15 protein-coding genes are annotated in these 15,900 nt (G+C 61.2%); 9 read left to right on the forward strand and 6 right to left on the reverse strand.

Going from position 1 to position 15,900, the window contains the following annotated elements; all coding sequences use genetic code 11:
• Window positions 1-45: 45 nt before the first annotated feature.
• The 3 genes from alaS to N3J91_01575 all read right to left on the reverse strand — a co-directional run bounded on the left by alaS (window position 46) and on the right by N3J91_01575 (window position 5,661).
• Window positions 46-2,763, reverse strand: a complete 2,718-nt coding sequence (gene alaS / locus N3J91_01565; GenBank protein ID MCX8155133.1) for an alanine--tRNA ligase — start codon at window positions 2,761-2,763, stop codon at window positions 46-48.
• Between the two features lie 100 nt (window positions 2,764-2,863).
• Window positions 2,864-3,703, reverse strand: coding sequence for a prepilin-type N-terminal cleavage/methylation domain-containing protein (locus N3J91_01570; protein ID MCX8155134.1), 840 nt, complete (start codon window positions 3,701-3,703; stop codon window positions 2,864-2,866).
• 245 nt (window positions 3,704-3,948) lie between these two features.
• Entirely contained in the window at window positions 3,949-5,661 is a 1,713-nt protein-coding gene (locus tag N3J91_01575) for a peptidylprolyl isomerase (protein ID MCX8155135.1), read from the reverse strand.
• 219 nt (window positions 5,662-5,880) lie between these two features.
• Between N3J91_01575 and rpsP the strand changes: the two genes are divergently transcribed.
• The 7 genes from rpsP (at window position 5,881) to N3J91_01610 (ending at window position 10,205) form a co-directional block, all read left to right on the forward strand.
• A complete protein-coding gene (gene rpsP, locus N3J91_01580; protein MCX8155136.1) occupies window positions 5,881-6,132 on the forward strand; it encodes a 30S ribosomal protein S16 in 252 nt (83 codons plus the stop codon).
• A 19-nt stretch (window positions 6,133-6,151) separates the two neighbouring features.
• Window positions 6,152-6,412 (forward strand): KH domain-containing protein, encoded by a 261-nt coding sequence (locus N3J91_01585; protein MCX8155137.1) that lies wholly within the window; start codon window positions 6,152-6,154, stop codon window positions 6,410-6,412.
• A 33-nt stretch (window positions 6,413-6,445) separates the two neighbouring features.
• Complete coding sequence (trmD, locus tag N3J91_01590; protein ID MCX8155138.1) at window positions 6,446-7,180, forward strand: tRNA (guanosine(37)-N1)-methyltransferase TrmD; 735 nt, start codon at window positions 6,446-6,448, stop codon at window positions 7,178-7,180.
• A 3-nt stretch (window positions 7,181-7,183) separates the two neighbouring features.
• Window positions 7,184-7,594 (forward strand): 50S ribosomal protein L19, encoded by a 411-nt coding sequence (gene rplS, locus N3J91_01595; protein ID MCX8155139.1) that lies wholly within the window; start codon window positions 7,184-7,186, stop codon window positions 7,592-7,594.
• Window positions 7,595-7,658: 64 nt separating this feature from the next.
• Window positions 7,659-8,543, forward strand: coding sequence for a hypothetical protein (locus N3J91_01600; GenBank protein ID MCX8155140.1), 885 nt, complete (start codon window positions 7,659-7,661; stop codon window positions 8,541-8,543).
• Between the two features lie 73 nt (window positions 8,544-8,616).
• Complete coding sequence (locus N3J91_01605; GenBank protein ID MCX8155141.1) at window positions 8,617-10,035, forward strand: hypothetical protein; 1,419 nt, start codon at window positions 8,617-8,619, stop codon at window positions 10,033-10,035.
• Entirely contained in the window at window positions 10,014-10,205 is a 192-nt protein-coding gene (locus N3J91_01610) for a hypothetical protein (GenBank protein MCX8155142.1), read from the forward strand. Before N3J91_01605 ends, N3J91_01610 begins: the two co-directional genes overlap by 22 nt.
• Before the next feature lie 14 nt (window positions 10,206-10,219).
• Here N3J91_01610 and N3J91_01615 read toward each other — a convergent pair whose 3' ends face one another.
• Window positions 10,220-10,564 carry a hypothetical protein gene (locus tag N3J91_01615; protein ID MCX8155143.1) on the reverse strand — a complete coding sequence of 115 codons (345 nt, stop codon included), beginning with the start codon at window positions 10,562-10,564 and terminating at the stop codon, window positions 10,220-10,222.
• 103 nt (window positions 10,565-10,667) lie between these two features.
• Between N3J91_01615 and purD the strand changes: the two genes are divergently transcribed.
• Window positions 10,668-11,963 carry a phosphoribosylamine--glycine ligase gene (gene purD / locus N3J91_01620; GenBank protein MCX8155144.1) on the forward strand — a complete coding sequence of 432 codons (1,296 nt, stop codon included), beginning with the start codon at window positions 10,668-10,670 and terminating at the stop codon, window positions 11,961-11,963.
• A gap of 14 nt (window positions 11,964-11,977) precedes the next feature.
• Here the strand turns inward: purD and N3J91_01625 are convergent, their stop codons facing one another.
• Both N3J91_01625 and N3J91_01630 read right to left on the reverse strand, forming a co-directional pair.
• Window positions 11,978-13,396: a hypothetical protein gene (locus N3J91_01625; GenBank protein ID MCX8155145.1), complete on the reverse strand. Its 1,419-nt coding sequence runs from the start codon at window positions 13,394-13,396 to the stop codon at window positions 11,978-11,980.
• A gap of 133 nt (window positions 13,397-13,529) precedes the next feature.
• The gene (locus tag N3J91_01630) at window positions 13,530-14,312 is read right to left on the reverse strand and encodes a FecR domain-containing protein (GenBank protein ID MCX8155146.1); all 783 of its coding nucleotides are present in this window, start codon (window positions 14,310-14,312) and stop codon (window positions 13,530-13,532) included.
• A gap of 140 nt (window positions 14,313-14,452) precedes the next feature.
• On the opposite strand from N3J91_01630, the gene tig reads away from it, so the two are divergent.
• Window positions 14,453-15,874, forward strand: a complete 1,422-nt coding sequence (tig, locus tag N3J91_01635) for a trigger factor (protein MCX8155147.1) — start codon at window positions 14,453-14,455, stop codon at window positions 15,872-15,874.
• Window positions 15,875-15,900 lie beyond the last annotated feature (26 nt).

The following is a 15,900-nucleotide window of genomic DNA, read 5'->3' on the forward strand; positions in this document are numbered from 1 at the left end:
AAACGGCCGCCCGAGACAGGTCTCCGGCGGCCATGAAAAATGAAATTAGATCAGGGTTGCCGCTTTGGCCAGGGCTTCATCCAGACGGCCCACCTCCTTGCCTCCGCCGCGGGCGAAGTCTGGTTTGCCCCCGCCTTTGCCGCCGGTGATTGGGGCGATTTGCTGGAGGATTTTGCCGGCCTGGACGCGCTGGGTGTAGGCCGGGGAGACGGTGGCCATGAGGGTGACGGCCTGGTTGGCGGCGCCGCCGAGCACCACCACCCCCTGGAAGCAGCCTTTCAATTCATTGATCATGGCTTGCAGGGTGTCGCCATCGGCGTCCACGCGTTCGATGATGACGGGCACGCCATTGAGGGTGCGGGCCTTGGTGGTCAGGCTGCGCGCCATCTCGGCGGCCTGCTTTTGTTGGAGGGCGCGCCATTGTTTTTCGAGTTCTTTCTGCTGCTGCAACAGGTTGTCGAGGCGTTTTTCCAGCTCGCCAATCGGCGTGTTCAATTTTTCGGCAAGCGCCTTCAGCCGGCGCGCTTCCTCCCCGGCACGGCGGTAGGATTCCAGGCCGGCGACGGCCTCAATGCGGCGCACGCCGGCCGCGATGGCGGTTTCGGCGACGATGCGAAAGAGGCCGATTTCACCGGTGGCGCGGGTGTGGGTGCCGCCGCACAACTCCATGGAGTAACCATCCAGGCGTCCGGGATGCCCGCCAATCTGCACGACGCGGACGATGTCGCCGTACTTGTCGCCGAAGAACTGCATGACGTCCCTGCGGCCCTTCACCTCCGTGTAGGGCACTTCGGTCCAGCTTACGCCGGCGTTTTCCAGGATGCGCTCATTGACCAGCTTTTCGACATCCGCCACTTGTTGCGGCGTGAGGGGCGGGCAGTTGAAGTCGAAGGTGAGCTTGTCCGGGCCGACAAAGGATCCCTTTTGCGACGCCTCGGGGCTGACCACCTCGTGAATGGCCCAGTGGAGGAGGTGAGTGACGGTGTGATGGCGCTGGATGCTGGCGCGGCGGGGCACATCCACCTGCAGCAGGACGTCCTCGCCGGGTTCGGGCAGGCGCATTGCGCCCTGGGGCGGCAGGTCGAGATAGTGCAGCCACACGGCGCCCGATTTCTGGGTGTCCGCAATGCGCCAGGCCAGGTCCCCGGCGCGCAGCTCGCCGGTGTCGCCGACTTGTCCGCCCATCTCGGCGTAGCAGGCGGTGGTGTCCAGGAGGACGGCGGTTTTATCCTTGACCTGGACCACCTCCAGGACGCGGGCGGGGGTGTGCAGCGTGTCAAACCCAATAAAGCGGGTGGGCGTGGTGGTCTCGATTTGGGACAGCTCGATGATTTCGCGTTTTTGGGCCTTGCGGGCGCGTTCGCGCTGTTCCTCCATCAACCGGTTGAATCCGTCCACATCCACCTTCAGACCCCGTTCGCGGGCCATCAACTCAGTCAGATCAAGCGGGAAGCCGTAGGTGTCGTAAAGTTTAAAGGCAAAGTCGCCGGAAATGCCGGAGGCGTTGGGGGTGCTGGCCGCCGCCGCCACGTAATCGTTGAAGAGTTCAATGCCGCGGTCAAGGGTGCGATTGAAGGCTTCCTCCTCCATGCGGATGACTTCCTCCACCTGGCTTTGGCGGCCGCGGATTTCCGGGAAAACGTCGCCCATAGTTTCGGCCAGCACGGGCACCAGCTTGAAGAAAAAGGGCTCGTGGAAGCCGAGCGAGCGTCCGTAGCGCACGGCGCGACGCAGGATGCGCCGGAGAACATAGTGGCGGTCGGTGTTGCCGGGCAAAATGCCGTCGGCGATGGCAAAACTCAGGGTGCGGATGTGATCCGCAATGACGCGGAAGGCGACGTCCACCCGTTCCTGTTCCGTGGCCGGCACCAGGTTGCCCGCGGCATCCGGGCGGGGCAGGGTGGCTCCGTATTTTTTGCCGCTTAACGATTCCAGGCGATCAAAGAGCGGGCGGAAGATGTCGGTTTCGTAATTGGAAATGATGCGGCTGAAATCGGTAAAACCGCGGGTGTTCTGGATGATGCCGGTGACGCGCTCGAAGCCCATGCCGGTATCCACGCTTTTGGCGGGCAGGGGCGAGAAGGAGCCATCGGGATTGGCATTGAACTGCATGAACACGAGGTTCCAAATCTCGATGCACTGGGCACTGCCCTTGTTCACCAGCGCGCCGCGGGTGTCGCCCGCCGGGGTGAGGTCCACGTGCAGCTCCGAGCAGGGGCCGCAGGGACCGGTTTCGCCCATCATCCAGAAGTTGTCCTTTTTGCCGCCGAAATGGATGTGCTCGCGGGGATCCAGGCCGGCCTGGGTAAAGATGGCTGCCCAGAGGTCATAGGCCTCCTGATCAAACTCGGCCGGTTCGCCGGGGCCGGGTTTATAGACTGTGGCGTAAAGGCGCCGGGGCGGAAATTTCCACACGCCCACCACCAGCTCCCACGCCCACTCGATGGCCTCCTTTTTGAAATAGTCCCCAAAACTCCAATTGCCCAGCATTTCAAAGAAGGTGTGGTGGTAGGTGTCCAGCCCCACATCTTCGAGATCGTTGTGTTTGCCTCCGGCACGGATGCATTTCTGGGTGTCGGCAGCGCGGCCGGGCGTGTAAGGGCAGGGAATTTGTCCCAGAAAGATGGGGACAAATTGATTCATTCCGGCGTTGGTAAAGAGCAGGTTGGGGGAATCCGGCAGCAGGCTGGACGAAGGCACAATGGTGTGCTGCTTCGACCGGAAAAAGTCGAGGAACGACTGGCGAATTTCACGACTTGTCATACACAAGACCCAAATCAGGGGGCTGAAGATAGGGGAAAACGCGGGAGAGTGCCAATGGATTTTTAGCCCTCGCGGGGCTGGCCGGAAGCGGGGTGCCGGCCTAGTTCATGGGCTTCATGGCCGACTGCAAACGGCGCATGTCCTTGAGGTCCTGGGCGTTGGCCACGGATTGCGGGGTGCGCTGGTACACCTTGGGCCAGGCCCATTTCCAGTGATCCACATGACCATCGGCAAAACTCAAATTAGCCCCCTGGTTGTGGCGGTTGGCGGGCAGGTCAAACCACATGTTGCCAAAATAAGAATTGGGCTGGCAGAGGCCAAAATGGGCGTCGAGGATGGAATCCTCATGCGTGTCGATGAACACGAAAAAGCGGTCGGGAGTGGGCCGGGTAATTTCGCTGTATTTCTTGTAGGAGGGGATAAGCCCAGCCGCCACATCGCAGTTGATGGCGCTGCTCATGTTGTAACTGCGGGTCCGCGGCTGGTCGAGCGGGTTGCCGTTTTCGTCCTCGATGGTGGATTTGTCTGAAGGACAGCGGTAGATGCTGGTGTTGCGATTGTATTGGAAAAGCACGCCTTGTTCAATGTTGCGGGTGTCCGTGTCCAGGCGGGTGTTGCCGGGGCACCAGGAGACACCCCGCATGATTGAGTCCTTGCGGTTGACGTCGTACACGTAATTATTGGGCGGGAGCCAGCCTTCGTTGTCGTCCACGTACATCAGCCAGCACATCTGCAACTGCTTGAGATTATTCAGGCAGGAGAGGCTCCGGCTTTGTTCCACGGAGCGGTTGACGACCGGCAGAAGCAAGGCGGCCAAGATGGCGATGATGGCGACGACGACGAGCAGTTCGATGAGCGTGAATGCCGCACTCCCTCCTCCCCCGGAGGTTATGCCACGCCCATTTCCCCGACTTTGGCGCCACAAGACCAAAGCGGGCAAATGCTTTTGCAAGCTCATCAAGTCGTCGGTTGGCTAAGTAGTTGCTACATTCCTATATCCACTATCGGCTTTGTGCAAGGAAAATTTAAGCTTTTTTTAAGTTATTGCAAGCCGGGCTGATGGCCTACAGTCTGATACCTAAATCCCGGTAAGACAACCACTTACAAAATAAAATCGCCGGAATGCATGGCATTCCGGCGATAAGTGGGCAGTTAAAAATGCAACCGTCCGCCCCGGGCTGTGCCCTAGGACTTGGGCCGTGGGCCTTTGGCGGCATCCTCGGAGCGGGAGGGTTCCATCAAGCGGGCCGGGATGTTGCGGTATTGGCGATTGATCCATTCGTTGGCCGCTTCGTTTTGGCGGCGCTCGCGCAAGTTCGCCAGGAACACAGGCAGCTCCTTCTTCAGTTTGTTTTCGTCCACGGGCAGGCGACGGCGGAGGTAAGCCACCCAGTAGCCGTGCTGCGACTCGCGGATGGCCGTGACATTACCGGGGGCCAGGTCAGCCACGAGGTTGCGCACTTCATTCAGGGACACACCGGGGGGCAGGTTGGTGACTTCGCCCGTAACGCGGGAGAACGGCGGCAACACGATGGGCAGGTGGCCATGGTCCAGACAGATTTGGGTGAAATTCTGCCCCTGAGCCAGTCCGTTGGTGAGGGTGTTGTAAAAAATGTCGGCGCGCAACTTGGCCATGGCCATGGCCTGCTCGCGCTTGTAGTCCTCGATGACCTTGTCCCGCACGGCGTCCAAGGAGGGGATTTGCCGCGGCAGGCGTTGCTTGAGGGCAAAAAGGTAGGCGCCGTCCTCGCCCGGAATCGGGTTGATCAGGACCGGGTCTTCGGGCTGGAGCCGGTACAGGATGGGGACGGCCCGTTCCGGCAGTTTCAAATCTTTCGGGCCTTCCAGGAGGTCAAAGGGCTGGGCGGTGTGCACGGTGAGGTTGCTGCGGGCAGCCAGTGCGAGGAAGTCCTGGAGGGAATTGGTTTTATCCAGATTAAAGCCGTGGGTGTACTCGTTAACGGCGCGCATGGCCAGGCGGCGAGCCTGGTCTTCGATGAGGTCTTTTTCGATACGAGCCTTGGCCTCAGCCTCGGGCAGGGGATTGCCATCCTTGTCCTTCCAGTAATTGGTGGGCTGCCGGGAATAGACGGAGTTGACCAGGGCGGCGATGTTGGTCTGGCGGGTCAGATTGGTCAGAGCCAGGGAAAGGTAATTGGTGAGCGGGAAGTGCACGTAAACCAGCTCGACGCGTTCGGGGATAGCATATTCGGCAAGGCGGTTGCTATACAACTGGCTGATGGCCTCGGGGGGAAAATTGGTGATGGCCGCAAGGTAGTTGGAGGCGCTGAAGTACACCAAGGCGGCATCCAGCTCCTCGTGTTCGCGGCGGAAGATGGCTTCGGCTTCCTGAGGAGTGGTGAGGCGTCCGGCCACGCCGCAAAGTTCCACCAGGTGTTGAAGGCCGGCCTCGTGGCGCAGGAAACGCTCGAAGTCCAGCAAAGTGAAGCCGTTTTTGCGGAGGATTTGTTCTTCAAAAGCGTTGAGGGCGGCGGCCATGTCACGGGTCTGGCCGCCGGTGGCCAGGGTCAGCAGCTCATCGCGCAGGCGCAGGGTGGCATCAATGCCCACCTGGATGTTCATCTGGCGCAGCATTTCGGCCAGGAGCAGGCGGCTGTTGGCGGCTTCCTCGGCGCGGAAATTTTGGCGGGCCATTTCGTCGCTGCGGTCCGGGAAGGTACCATAGCGGAAAAAGAACTGGAGCTTGGCCTCCCGGAGCGCATCCTCATATTCGGGGCCGGTGATGGGGCGGTTGTTGACGTGGTAGCCGGATTTGCTCCGGCGGCCGAGCACGTGGTAGCGGGCGTCAGGCGAGAAGTAGATTACGAAACTGATGACCACCACCACGATGATGATGGCCCACATCCAGGTTGAATGTTTGCGAATGGTCCCAAACATAAGGTTATTAATCACTGTGGCTTTAACGCGCCAACAGACCGCGCAGCCTACCCGCGGGGTGGGCGGCAGGTCAAACGCAAAAAACAAAAATCAGGACTTGCCAACCGGCGCGGCGGGGACTAGGCTTTGCGCTCTTTGGACGGGCAGGTGCCGTCCGGCGGCAAGCTCAGCCGGGCACCGGAGCGTCCAATATGGTGGATTTTGGAATAACACAGCTATATGGCAGTACGCATACGACTGAAACGCATCGGAGCCAAGAACAGCCCCGTGTACCGGGTGGTGGTGGCCGACAGCCGCAGCCCGCGGGATGGCCGGTTTATTGAAGAACTGGGGACGTATCATCCCGGGCGCAAGGACCAGAAGGTGACCTTGAATTTGGAGCGCGCCAAATACTGGCTGAGCGTGGGGGCGCAGCCCACCGACACGGTCAAATCTTTTCTGCGTAAGGCGGAGCAGGCGACGGCGGGTTAAGCCGCGTGGGAGGGCCACGATGCAAGCCTTTTTGGATTACGTGGTCAAGGGCGTGGTGGACCACCCGGAGCAGGTGACCATCACCCCGGTGGAACGGGGCGGCCTGACGGTGTACGAGCTGCGTCTGCATCCTGAGGATGTGGGCAAGGTGATTGGCAAGCAGGGCGCCATGATCAATGCCATCCGGGCCCTATTGCAGGCCGGTGCCGCGCGCAAAGGTCTGCGCTGCGCGGTGGAGATTGTGGAGGACGAGCCGGCCGCCCCCGAGAGCGGGGCGTAGCAGCCGGGCGGCCCGGGCCGCCCCCCAGCGGCCATGAAAATTGATGTGCTCACCCTGTTCCCGGGGATGTTTGCGGGGCCGCTGGATGAAAGCATCATTCGGCGGGCGCGCGACAAGGGATTGCTGGAATTGCGGATCATTAATTTGCGGGACTACACCCATGACCGCCATCAGACGGTGGATGATCGTCCGTTTGGCGGCGGGCCGGGGATGTTGATGAAGCCCGAACCGATCTTTGAAGCTGTGGAAGCGCTGGCCACCCCGGAAACCCGGGTGATCCTGATGACGCCGGCCGGGCGTCTGTTTCGGCAGGCCATCGCCCGGGAACTGGCCCGGGAGAAGCACCTGTTGCTGGTGTGTGGCAGCTATGAGGGCTTTGATGAACGGGTGCACGAGCACCTGGCGGATGATGAACTGTCCATTGGCGATTATGTGCTGACCAATGGAGCGTTGCCCGCGATGGTGGTGATTGACGCCGTGACCCGTTTGCTGCCGGGCGCGCTGGGGGACGATCAAAGTGCCGTAGAGGAATCCTTCAGCCACGGACTGCTGGAGTGTCCGCACTACACCCGGCCGGCTGAATTTCGGGGCTGGAAGGTGCCCGAGGTCCTGTTGTCGGGCAACCATGCCGAGATTGCCCGCTGGCGGGCCGCCCAGGCACTGGAACGCACGCGGCAGCGGCGGCCGGATTTGCTGGCCGGTGGGGCAGCCCACGAACCCAAACCCGAGCGGCGGACGAAATCGCCGTCGGACAGAAAGAAAGAATAATTTATGAATCAGGCAATATTGGATCGCATTGAGTCGGAACAACTGAAGAAGGACCGCCCGGATTTCCGGGTGGGGGACACCGTGCGCGTGCACACCCGCGTGGTGGAAGGTGACAAGGAACGCATTCAAATCTTCACGGGCGTGGTCATCGGCCGCCGGGGGCGCGGGCTTAATGAGACGTTCACCGTGCGCCGCATCAGCTACGGGGAAGGGGTGGAGCGCGTGTTTCCCCTGCACTCGCCGCGGATTGAGAAGATCGAAATCGAGCGCCGCGGGGTGGTGCGCCGGGCCAAGCTGACCTACCTGCGCAAACGCATTGGCAAAGGAGCCATGCTCGTCCGGGAACGCAAGGACCGGGCGGTGGTGGTGCCGGGCACGCCTGCGGACGCGCCGGCGGGCGAAGCCAAGGCTTGAGCTGGATTTTACGCCAAGGGCGAGGGGGCGGCCTCTCGCCCATTTTTTTTGTCAGGGGGGAACCATGGCCGCTGGTTGGACAATCAACAAGGCTGGCCCGCCGGGCTGGGCGCTGCTGAAGATTTGGCTTGCCCTGATTTTTCCGGTTGCCGCGGCGCAAGCAGCCTGGGAGGAGGTGTATGCCCGCGCCACCCAGCCGGCCGGGGCGGTTCTCTTGTTCAAACCCGTGACTCAAGACACCCAGCGGCTGGCCAGCGTCCTGGCCCCGTTCATTTTGCAGAGCACGGGCACCGACGGAACCGAGGTCACTCGCCAACGTGCGGCGTTTGGCGTGCCCCTCTCAGGACGGCGGGGTACCAACCCGGTGGTTTATTATCGGGAGGGAAAACTGCCTTGGGGAGGTTTAATCCATACGCAAATGACGTACCTCTGGATTTATTCGGCGAGCAGCCCGGGAGAGGAGCTGCCGGTGCAGGGGGTGCGCATTACGTTGAACCAGCAGGGTTTTCCGGTGATTTGGGAAATGCTGGCCGCGCCCCAGCGCCGGCAGGAGGTGTATGTGGCCGGCTCGGTGGAGCACGCGGCGTTGCAGCAGTGGGGTGGCCGCCTGGCCGGGCGGCGTTTTGTCGTGGAGCCGGCGCCGGAAGCGGCCCCCTCGCTGGTCATGCCGTTGGTGGTGGAGGATGCGCCGGTAGTGTTTGGACCGATGATCTATCTGGAGCGTTCCACCCGCGGCCCGCATGCCGTCATTTGCCGGTGCATGCCCGCTCTGGCCACACAGATTGTGGACACCGTTTATTACGACCTGGCGGCCTGGCCGGCGGATGCCTGGAAACGCCTTCGGCAGCGGCGGGAGGGGTTGGAGATGGTCAAACGGCTGGAGGCCTTTGAGCGTCAGCCGCCGGTGCTGCAGTTGCGGCTGCCGGCGCCCGCCGGCACGAAACCCTGACGGCGGCGGTGGGCGGCGGATGAAGGATTGACGCCCCGGGGCAAAACTGGTTCATTGCGCGGCAGACATCCCTATGAGCAATGAGCCGGAGCAGACGGCGGAGGCTGTCCCGTCAGGCGGCCATGAGTTCGAACGCGTGCCCGTGCCGCCGGGCCATTGGAAGAGCCTGCGCTCGTTTCTGGCGATGTATGCCGGCGAGCATGTGGCGGGGACGGAGTTCATGATTGGGCCGCTGTTTCTGGCGGCGGGGGTGAGCGCGTTTGATCTGATTTTCGGGCTGCTGGCCGGCAATGCGCTGGCCACGCTGAGCTGGTTGTTCCTCTGTGCGCCGGTGGCCACACGGCTGCGGATCACGTTGTACCGCAAACTGGAGCAGGTGTGCGGCGTGCAACTAGTAACGCTCTACAACGTGGTCAATGGTTTTCTCTTTTGCATTCTGGCGGGAGCCATGATTTCCGTGGGCGTTACCGCCCTGGGGGTGCCCTTGAATTTGAAAATGCCCGGCTTGCAGGATTGGATGCCCAACAGTGTGGCCTGGGTGGTGGGGGTTCTGGCGGTGGGCGCGGTGTTCACCTATGTGGCCGCCCGCGGCTACGATGCCATGGCCAGGGTGGCGGAAGTGGCGGCGCCGTGGATGATTGTGGTTTTTCTGGCCTGCGGGCTGGTCACCCTGCCGGCGCTGGGGGTGCACTCGCCGGGGGATTTTTGGGAGGTGGCCAAAACCCGCATCTGGAAAGGAGGCGAGCCGTTTCCGGGGCAGCCGAAATTCACCTTCTGGCATGTGATGTTTTTTGCGTGGACTTGCAATGCGGCCATGCATTTGGGGTTGGTGGACATGGCCATCTTCCGTTACGCGAAAAAATGGACGTATGGCGCGGCCTCCGGCGTGGGCATGTTCATTGGTCATTTCATGGCCTGGATTGCGGCATCGCTCCTGCTGGCGCTGCAAATTGCGCGGGACCCGAACAACACCACCGTGGCGCCCGGCCCGATGGCCTATGACGCCGTGGGAGTGGCAGGGGTGCTGTGTGTTTTAATTGCGGGCTGGACGACGGCCAACCCCACTTTGTATCGTGCCGGGCTGGCGTTTCAGAGCATCTTCCAGAATCACTCGCGTTTTGCCTTGACGCTGGTGGCAGGCGGGGTGGCGACGGCGGCGGCCATATTTCCGGCGCTGGTGATGAAGTTGCTCGATTTTGTGGGCCTTTACGGCACGATTCTGGCCCCCATGGGGGCCATTGTGCTGGTGGATGTTTATCTGCTGGAAAGATGGGGCCTGGCCTCCAACCTGGCGGAGCGCCGAGGATTAAAGTTCAACCTGGCGGCCGGGCTGGCCTGGGTGGTGACGTTGTACTTGTGCGCGGGTTTGAATGTGGGATTGGGCATTCAGGTTTATTTTCTGGCGGTGCCGGCCTGGCTGATGGCGGGCGCCTTGTACCTGCTTTTTTCCAAACTGTTGCAATCGCGTTTATGGGCAAAATCTGGCGAGTGATTGCCGTGGCCGTGGCCGTAAAGGCGCTGGTTTTGATGCTGGCCGCCACCGGCTTGTATTGTGCCGGGGTGTGGAGCCAGGAGGCGATGAAGCACGCCTTGTCCGCGGGGACGGTGATCTGGTTTGGCGCGGCACTGCCGTTGCGTTTCCTCGGCAACCGGGAGCCGTGAAAGATCGGTCGGCATCATCGTTGAAGCGCCAGGGTGTGCAACCATTCGGCGATCCACACCAATCCCACCAGGAGGGCCACCAGTATGACCGTCAAGACCAGCAACTTGAGGTAACTGCGCCGGAGCCGGCGCTGGACGGGATCAGGTTCAGGAGCCGAGGATGAAGCCGGTTGAAGGGCTGGGGAGGGGGAGGGTGCCCCCGGCTCCGGCGGGGCTGCTTCGAGGAGCTCCACCGGGGCTGGTTTCAAACGGGTGGTCCGGCCACAATGGGGGCAGGTGGCGGATTGCCCGCTGTGTTCGGAAGGAAACTCTACACGCCGGCCGCAGACCTGGCACACACCCATGAGGTTTTCCGCCATGCCGCAAGGATAAGGGCGGAGGCCGGGGGCGTCCAGCCGGGTTTGGCGGGGGCGGCTGTTTTGCGCTTTGCCAGGCGTGGCGTGCATGACACAATCCGCGGGCATGAAAATTTTGGTAGTGGGTTCGGGAGGGCGTGAGCACGCCCTGGTCTGGAAGCTGGCCCAGTCACCGCATGCCCGGCAAATGTGGTGTGCGCCGGGCAACGCTGGCATCGCGCAGGAGCGGCTGGCGGCCAATGGCGCGCCGGTGCAGTGTGTGCCGATTGGAGCGGAGGATTTGCCGGCGCTGCTGGCGTGGGCCAGGGAGCATCAACCCGATTTGACGGTGGTGGGGCCGGACAACCCGCTGGCGCTGGGGATTGTGGACCAATTTCAGGCGGTCGGCTTGCGCATCTGGGGGCCTAATCAACGGGCGGCTCAATTTGAGGCTTCCAAGGTGTTCTCCCAGCAATTCATGGAAAGATATGGGATCGCCACGGCCCGCAGCGGCATCTTTGACGAGCCGGTGGCGGCCTCGCGTTTTGCCGCCAGCCTGGGAGGCCGGTGCGCGGTGAAGGCCGACGGGCTGGCCCTGGGCAAGGGGGTGCTCATCTGCCGGGATATGCAACAGGCCGATGCGGCCATTGAGGAAATCCTGGTGCGGCGGGCCTTTGGAGAGGCCGGACGACGGGTGGTCATTCAGGAATTGCTCGAAGGCGTGGAGGTTTCCTTGCATGCCCTGTGTGACGGCAAGACGGCCAAACTATTTCCGGATGCCCAGGATCACAAGCGCGCCCTGGATGGGGATCAGGGATTGAATACCGGCGGCATGGGCACTTATTCGCCCACGCCATTTTTTGGACCGGGCGACGCGATTGTCGTGGTGCGCCAGATTTTGGAACCGTGGCTGAAGGGCTGCGCCGCCGAAGGCATTGATTACCGCGGCGTTTTGTACCCGGGCTTGATGTTGACGCGGCAGGGGCCGAAGGTGCTGGAGTTTAATGCGCGTTTTGGGGATCCCGAAACGCAGGTTTATCTGCCCCGGCTGGAGAATGATTTACTGGAGTTGATGGTGGCGTGTGTAGAAGGGACTTTGGGCAGGGTGGAGCTGAAATTTAATCCTCTGACCGCCGTCTGCGTCATCATGGCCAGCGGGGGTTATCCGGGAAAGTACGAAAAGGGCAAACAAATCACCGGCCTGGAGGACGTGGCTTCCTGGCCCAATACCAAGGTTTTTCATGCCGGCACGGCTCTGGTGGATGGGCGGGTGGTGACCAGTGGCGGGCGCGTGCTGGGGGTGACGGCCTGGGGCAGGGATCTGCCGGCGGCGCGGGAGGCGGCGTATGCCGCCGTGGAGCGCATTCGCTTTGAGGGGGCTCATTACCGGCGGGACATTGCCGCCAAGGCGTTAAAAAAGTAGGCCGGTTTTCGGCCTTAGCGCCACAAGCGGTTGCCCTCCAGGTCGTGGTAAATGACCCGGCTGCCGCGTCCCTTTTTGACGGCCAGACGCTCCAGATAGAACAGGGTAGGCTCGGCGATGTGTTGATTGTTCAGGAATGGCTCGGTGTATTGGATGGCGCCGTACTTGGCCTGGTTGATGTGGTGTTTCTGGCCTACATGGTCATTCCAATCCACGCCTTCTGTTAGAAAACCGTGGGGGCCGTAGTGATGTTTGGCTATGGCGCGCAGGATGGTTAGGCCGTCCAGTTCCCACTCCCGGGCGCGTGAGGGGTTGTCCAACCGGGTGTCCGCCGCCGCTTCAAAATAAGCCAGGGCGGCCTCGGCATTTTCCCAGAGGTAGGCGGTGTCCCAGGATTTTTCCATGTAAAGCAGCCCGCGGGTGGCTACGCCGTTGCGGTCCTCTTTCATCTTGAACTGGTCCAGCCCGGCCAGGCAGACATCGTAAGCAAAGCGCCGGATGGCCTCGTCGTGGAGCACGCGGGCGGCCAGCCGCAAGGTGCGGAAAGCCACGGCATAAGCCACGTTTTCATGGGGATCGTAAGTATCGTGATTGATGCTGCCAAAGATGCCGCCCGCCTGCATGAACACGGCAATTTTCTGGCGCAGGGCGGCACGGTAATCGGCGAGGCCGCGCTCGGTGAGGGCGGCCTGCAGTTGCAGAATAAACAGGCTGTCCGCCGAAGTCTGCCAGAAAGGATCGTTGCCGCCGTCCGGGGATTTGCGATAGATGCGGCCGTCGGGCGTGGTGCGGCGGGGGAACCAGCCGTTGGGCACCGGCTCGACGTTTTGGGCAATCCACTGGGCGGTGCGGGCGGCGGTTTGCATCATGCGCGGGGCACGCGGGTCGGTGCCCAGGTCGTCAGCAAAAATCAGCAGTTGAAAAGCCACCTTGGCCATGGAGCCGGGGCAGAACCATTCCGAGTGGTGCTTGTAATTGAGACAGAACTTGCCGGTGGTGGTTTCGCGGTAACCTGTGATGAAGCCATTGGTTTCATTGATAAAACCGCAGTCGAGCACATGGTCCAGAATGCGCAGGGCGGCTTGCTGCCATTGCGAGTTATCCAGAAAACGGCCCCAGCGAAAAATCTCGTGTGCCCCGCCGACGGCATTGGCGGCCCAACCGGGGCCTTCGAGGTTGCCGAAATCATGCCAGCCCATGATTTCCCCCTCCGGATTGACGAAACTGGAAATGGACACCAGGTGCCCGCGGTCATCGGGCTTCAAGGTTTTATTGAGCGTAAATCGGAGCGAGTCCACCACGCTGCTGACGATGGTATAGCGCGGATTTTCCGGGACATAAAACAACCGTTCTGGCGCCGCTGCATGGGTTGCCAACGCGCTTGCAAGCCAGACGGCGCCCCAGGCCCAAAGGCGAATTTTCATGGTGAGCATGTGCATAATACTAACGGGCAATCTTTGCGGAGGAAGTCAGAAAATGCTGCTTTGAGCAGATTGCATCGGAACAATAAAAAACCCCTCCGTTGCCGGAGGGGTATGTTAAAGATCAGGTATTTCAACCCTCGCTTTATGCGCCAGGCGAGGACGGCGACGACGGCGAGGATGGCGCGCCCGTCGGGTGTCCCGGCTGCTGCGTGGGCCGCTCAGTCGGATTGGGCGTCGGCAGCGGCTCCACTTGGAGGCCCGGAGGCGGGGCGATGGGCGGCATATCCCGGACCTGCTGCCACACCGGATCATTGGGTTCCACAGTGCGCACTTGCGGCTGCTCACCCGCTGCGGCCGGCGGGATGAACACCTGACCCGCCTGCACATCACGCACGATCGGCTGGCCACCGGGCGGGGTGTAAGTCACCCGAACCACACCGCTGATGACATAGACCACGCCGCTGGCGCTAATCTTAAATTCGGTACCCCGGATACCGCATACCCCGTTGGGGATCTTGACATCATAGCGGGAGGCGGCGGCGAGCTTTTTGACGTTGCCCAAGATGGTGCCCGCCTTGAGGTTCAATTCGGTTTCCACAATGACTTCATCCTCGGCCCGGCTGTAATTGAGCTTGTCAATGCCCATGGTGGTCAATTCGGTGATGCGCACCACCGAGCCGATGTCACTGAGGAAAAGATCCACCTGCGCGCCGCGGCCGGTCTCGACGATAGCCCCGGGATTCAGCACCATGCCAGTCTTCAATGGGGCCCAGTCGGCGGCGGCATTGGCTTTATATTGAGCCTCCCCCCGGACCTGGCGCACCTTGGCCTTGCTGGCCTTCATGGCCTGCGCTTGAGCTTCCATGGCCACGACGGCCATGATCATCGCCACCCCACATGCGATAAGACGTTGAGCCAGTTTCATAAATTATCTCCCGCTGATTGGTTGCACTACTGTGTACTTAATTCGTGCCGCAACATTACCTTTTTGGCGGGGCTTGTCAACCGATTTATTCGCAAGAATTTGTAATTTTTTCGGCGTTGACGCCCCCCGCATTGTCTCCTATGTTCACCGACTCGCCGCGGGGCGGGCCGGCTGTGGTCCGGCTGGCCGCCGTGGGCATTAGAAAGGCACGATTTGTGAACGTAACGGTAGAAAACATTGGCCCCTGCAAACGTTTGTTGCGGGTGGAAGCAGACGTCAACGAGGTGGAGAAAGGTTTTGAGGAGGTCATCCGCGATTTTCTCAAACATGCGACCCTGCCCGGTTTTCGCCCCGGCAAAGCCCCCAAAGACATGGTGGTGCGGCGGTTTGAGAAGGAAATTAAGGAAGAGGCGCAAAATGCCTTGCTGCGAGACCTTTACAAGCAGGCGGTGGAGAAGGAAAACCTCAAGGTGTATCACCTGCAGGATGTGGAGGTGGTGAGCTTTGGCCGGGGCCAGCCCATGCAGTTTACGGCCACCGTGGAAATTACCCCGGAGTTTCAACTCCCCAATTACAAGCAGATTCCAGTCACCGTGGAAACCCGCCCGGTCACCGAGGCGGATGTGGACAAGGCCTTGGAGGCCCTGCGCCAGCAACAGAAGAAGTATCAGACGGTGGAGCGCCCGGCCACGGCGGAGGATGTGGTGGTCATTGATGCCAGGGCCATGATTGATGGGCAGCCGCTTTCTCAGAAATTAGGGGCCAACCTGGCCCCATACGAAACCATCAAGGGATTTTGGGTGGGGGCCAAACGCGAGCTGGGGCCGAATTTCTTTGCCCAACTGGTGGGAGCCAAAGCCGGAGACAAACGCACTGTTCAAGTCACGTACCCGGCGGATTTTTCCACCAAAGAGCTGGCCGGCAAAACCGTCACTTATGAAGTGGACATCCGCGAGGTGCGGTGTGAGGTGGTGCCCCCCATGGGCGACGAACTGGCCAAGGAATACGGAGCGGAAAACCTGGCGGCCTTGCGGGAGGGAGTGCGGAAAGACCTGGAAAACGAGGCGAAATACCAACGGAAAAACCAGATTTCCAACCAGGTGGTCAAATACCTCATTGAATCGGTCAACTTTGACCTCCCTGAAACCGCCGTGCAGGAGGAAACGCGCGGGGAAGTGTACAACCGGGTGGCCCGCCTGCAGCAAAGCGGATTGTCTCCGCAGGACATTGAGCAGCAGAAGGACAAGATTTTTTCTGCCAGCCAAGGCATGGCTTATGTTCGGGTCAAGCTCGATTTTATTTTGGGCAAGATTGCCCAGGCCGAGAATTTGAACGTCACCAAAGAGGAATTGGGCAGGTATCTGAGCGTGCTGGCTTATCAACGGCAGGCCAATCCGGCCCAGTTTCTGAAGGAGATTGAGCAGTCGGGCGAGATCAACACCATCGTCCATCGCCTGTTGATGGACAAGACGATGGACTTTTTGGTGGAGCAGGCGCAGGTTACGGAAGTGGCCGCCGCCACCACGGAAACGCCAGCCACACCTCCGGCCGGCGGGGCCTAAAGGCTCACGCCTGCGGGGAGCAGGGC

This window comes from Verrucomicrobiia bacterium, assembly GCA_026414565.1.
In the GTDB taxonomy this organism is placed as follows: domain Bacteria; phylum Verrucomicrobiota; class Verrucomicrobiia; order Limisphaerales; family Fontisphaeraceae; genus Fontisphaera.

What these genes read in the sequence shown, in the direction of transcription:
- alaS (MCX8155133.1), bottom strand. Translation starts at nt 2,763, where the DNA reads ATGACAAGTCGTGAAATTCGCCAGTCGTTCCTCGACTTTTTCCGGTCG.
- N3J91_01575 (MCX8155135.1), bottom strand. Translation starts at nt 5,661, where the DNA reads ATGTTTGGGACCATTCGCAAACATTCAACCTGGATGTGGGCCATCATC.
- rpsP (MCX8155136.1), top strand. Translation starts at nt 5,881, where the DNA reads ATGGCAGTACGCATACGACTGAAACGCATCGGAGCCAAGAACAGCCCC.
- N3J91_01585 (MCX8155137.1), top strand. Translation starts at nt 6,152, where the DNA reads ATGCAAGCCTTTTTGGATTACGTGGTCAAGGGCGTGGTGGACCACCCG.
- trmD (MCX8155138.1), top strand. Translation starts at nt 6,446, where the DNA reads ATGAAAATTGATGTGCTCACCCTGTTCCCGGGGATGTTTGCGGGGCCG.
- rplS (MCX8155139.1), top strand. Translation starts at nt 7,184, where the DNA reads ATGAATCAGGCAATATTGGATCGCATTGAGTCGGAACAACTGAAGAAG.
- N3J91_01600 (MCX8155140.1), top strand. Translation starts at nt 7,659, where the DNA reads ATGGCCGCTGGTTGGACAATCAACAAGGCTGGCCCGCCGGGCTGGGCG.
- N3J91_01605 (MCX8155141.1), top strand. Translation starts at nt 8,617, where the DNA reads ATGAGCAATGAGCCGGAGCAGACGGCGGAGGCTGTCCCGTCAGGCGGC.
- N3J91_01610 (MCX8155142.1), top strand. Translation starts at nt 10,014, where the DNA reads ATGGGCAAAATCTGGCGAGTGATTGCCGTGGCCGTGGCCGTAAAGGCG.
- N3J91_01615 (MCX8155143.1), bottom strand. Translation starts at nt 10,564, where the DNA reads ATGGCGGAAAACCTCATGGGTGTGTGCCAGGTCTGCGGCCGGCGTGTA.
- purD (MCX8155144.1), top strand. Translation starts at nt 10,668, where the DNA reads ATGAAAATTTTGGTAGTGGGTTCGGGAGGGCGTGAGCACGCCCTGGTC.
- N3J91_01625 (MCX8155145.1), bottom strand. Translation starts at nt 13,396, where the DNA reads ATGCTCACCATGAAAATTCGCCTTTGGGCCTGGGGCGCCGTCTGGCTT.
- N3J91_01630 (MCX8155146.1), bottom strand. Translation starts at nt 14,312, where the DNA reads ATGAAACTGGCTCAACGTCTTATCGCATGTGGGGTGGCGATGATCATG.
- tig (MCX8155147.1), top strand. Translation starts at nt 14,453, where the DNA reads ATGTTCACCGACTCGCCGCGGGGCGGGCCGGCTGTGGTCCGGCTGGCC.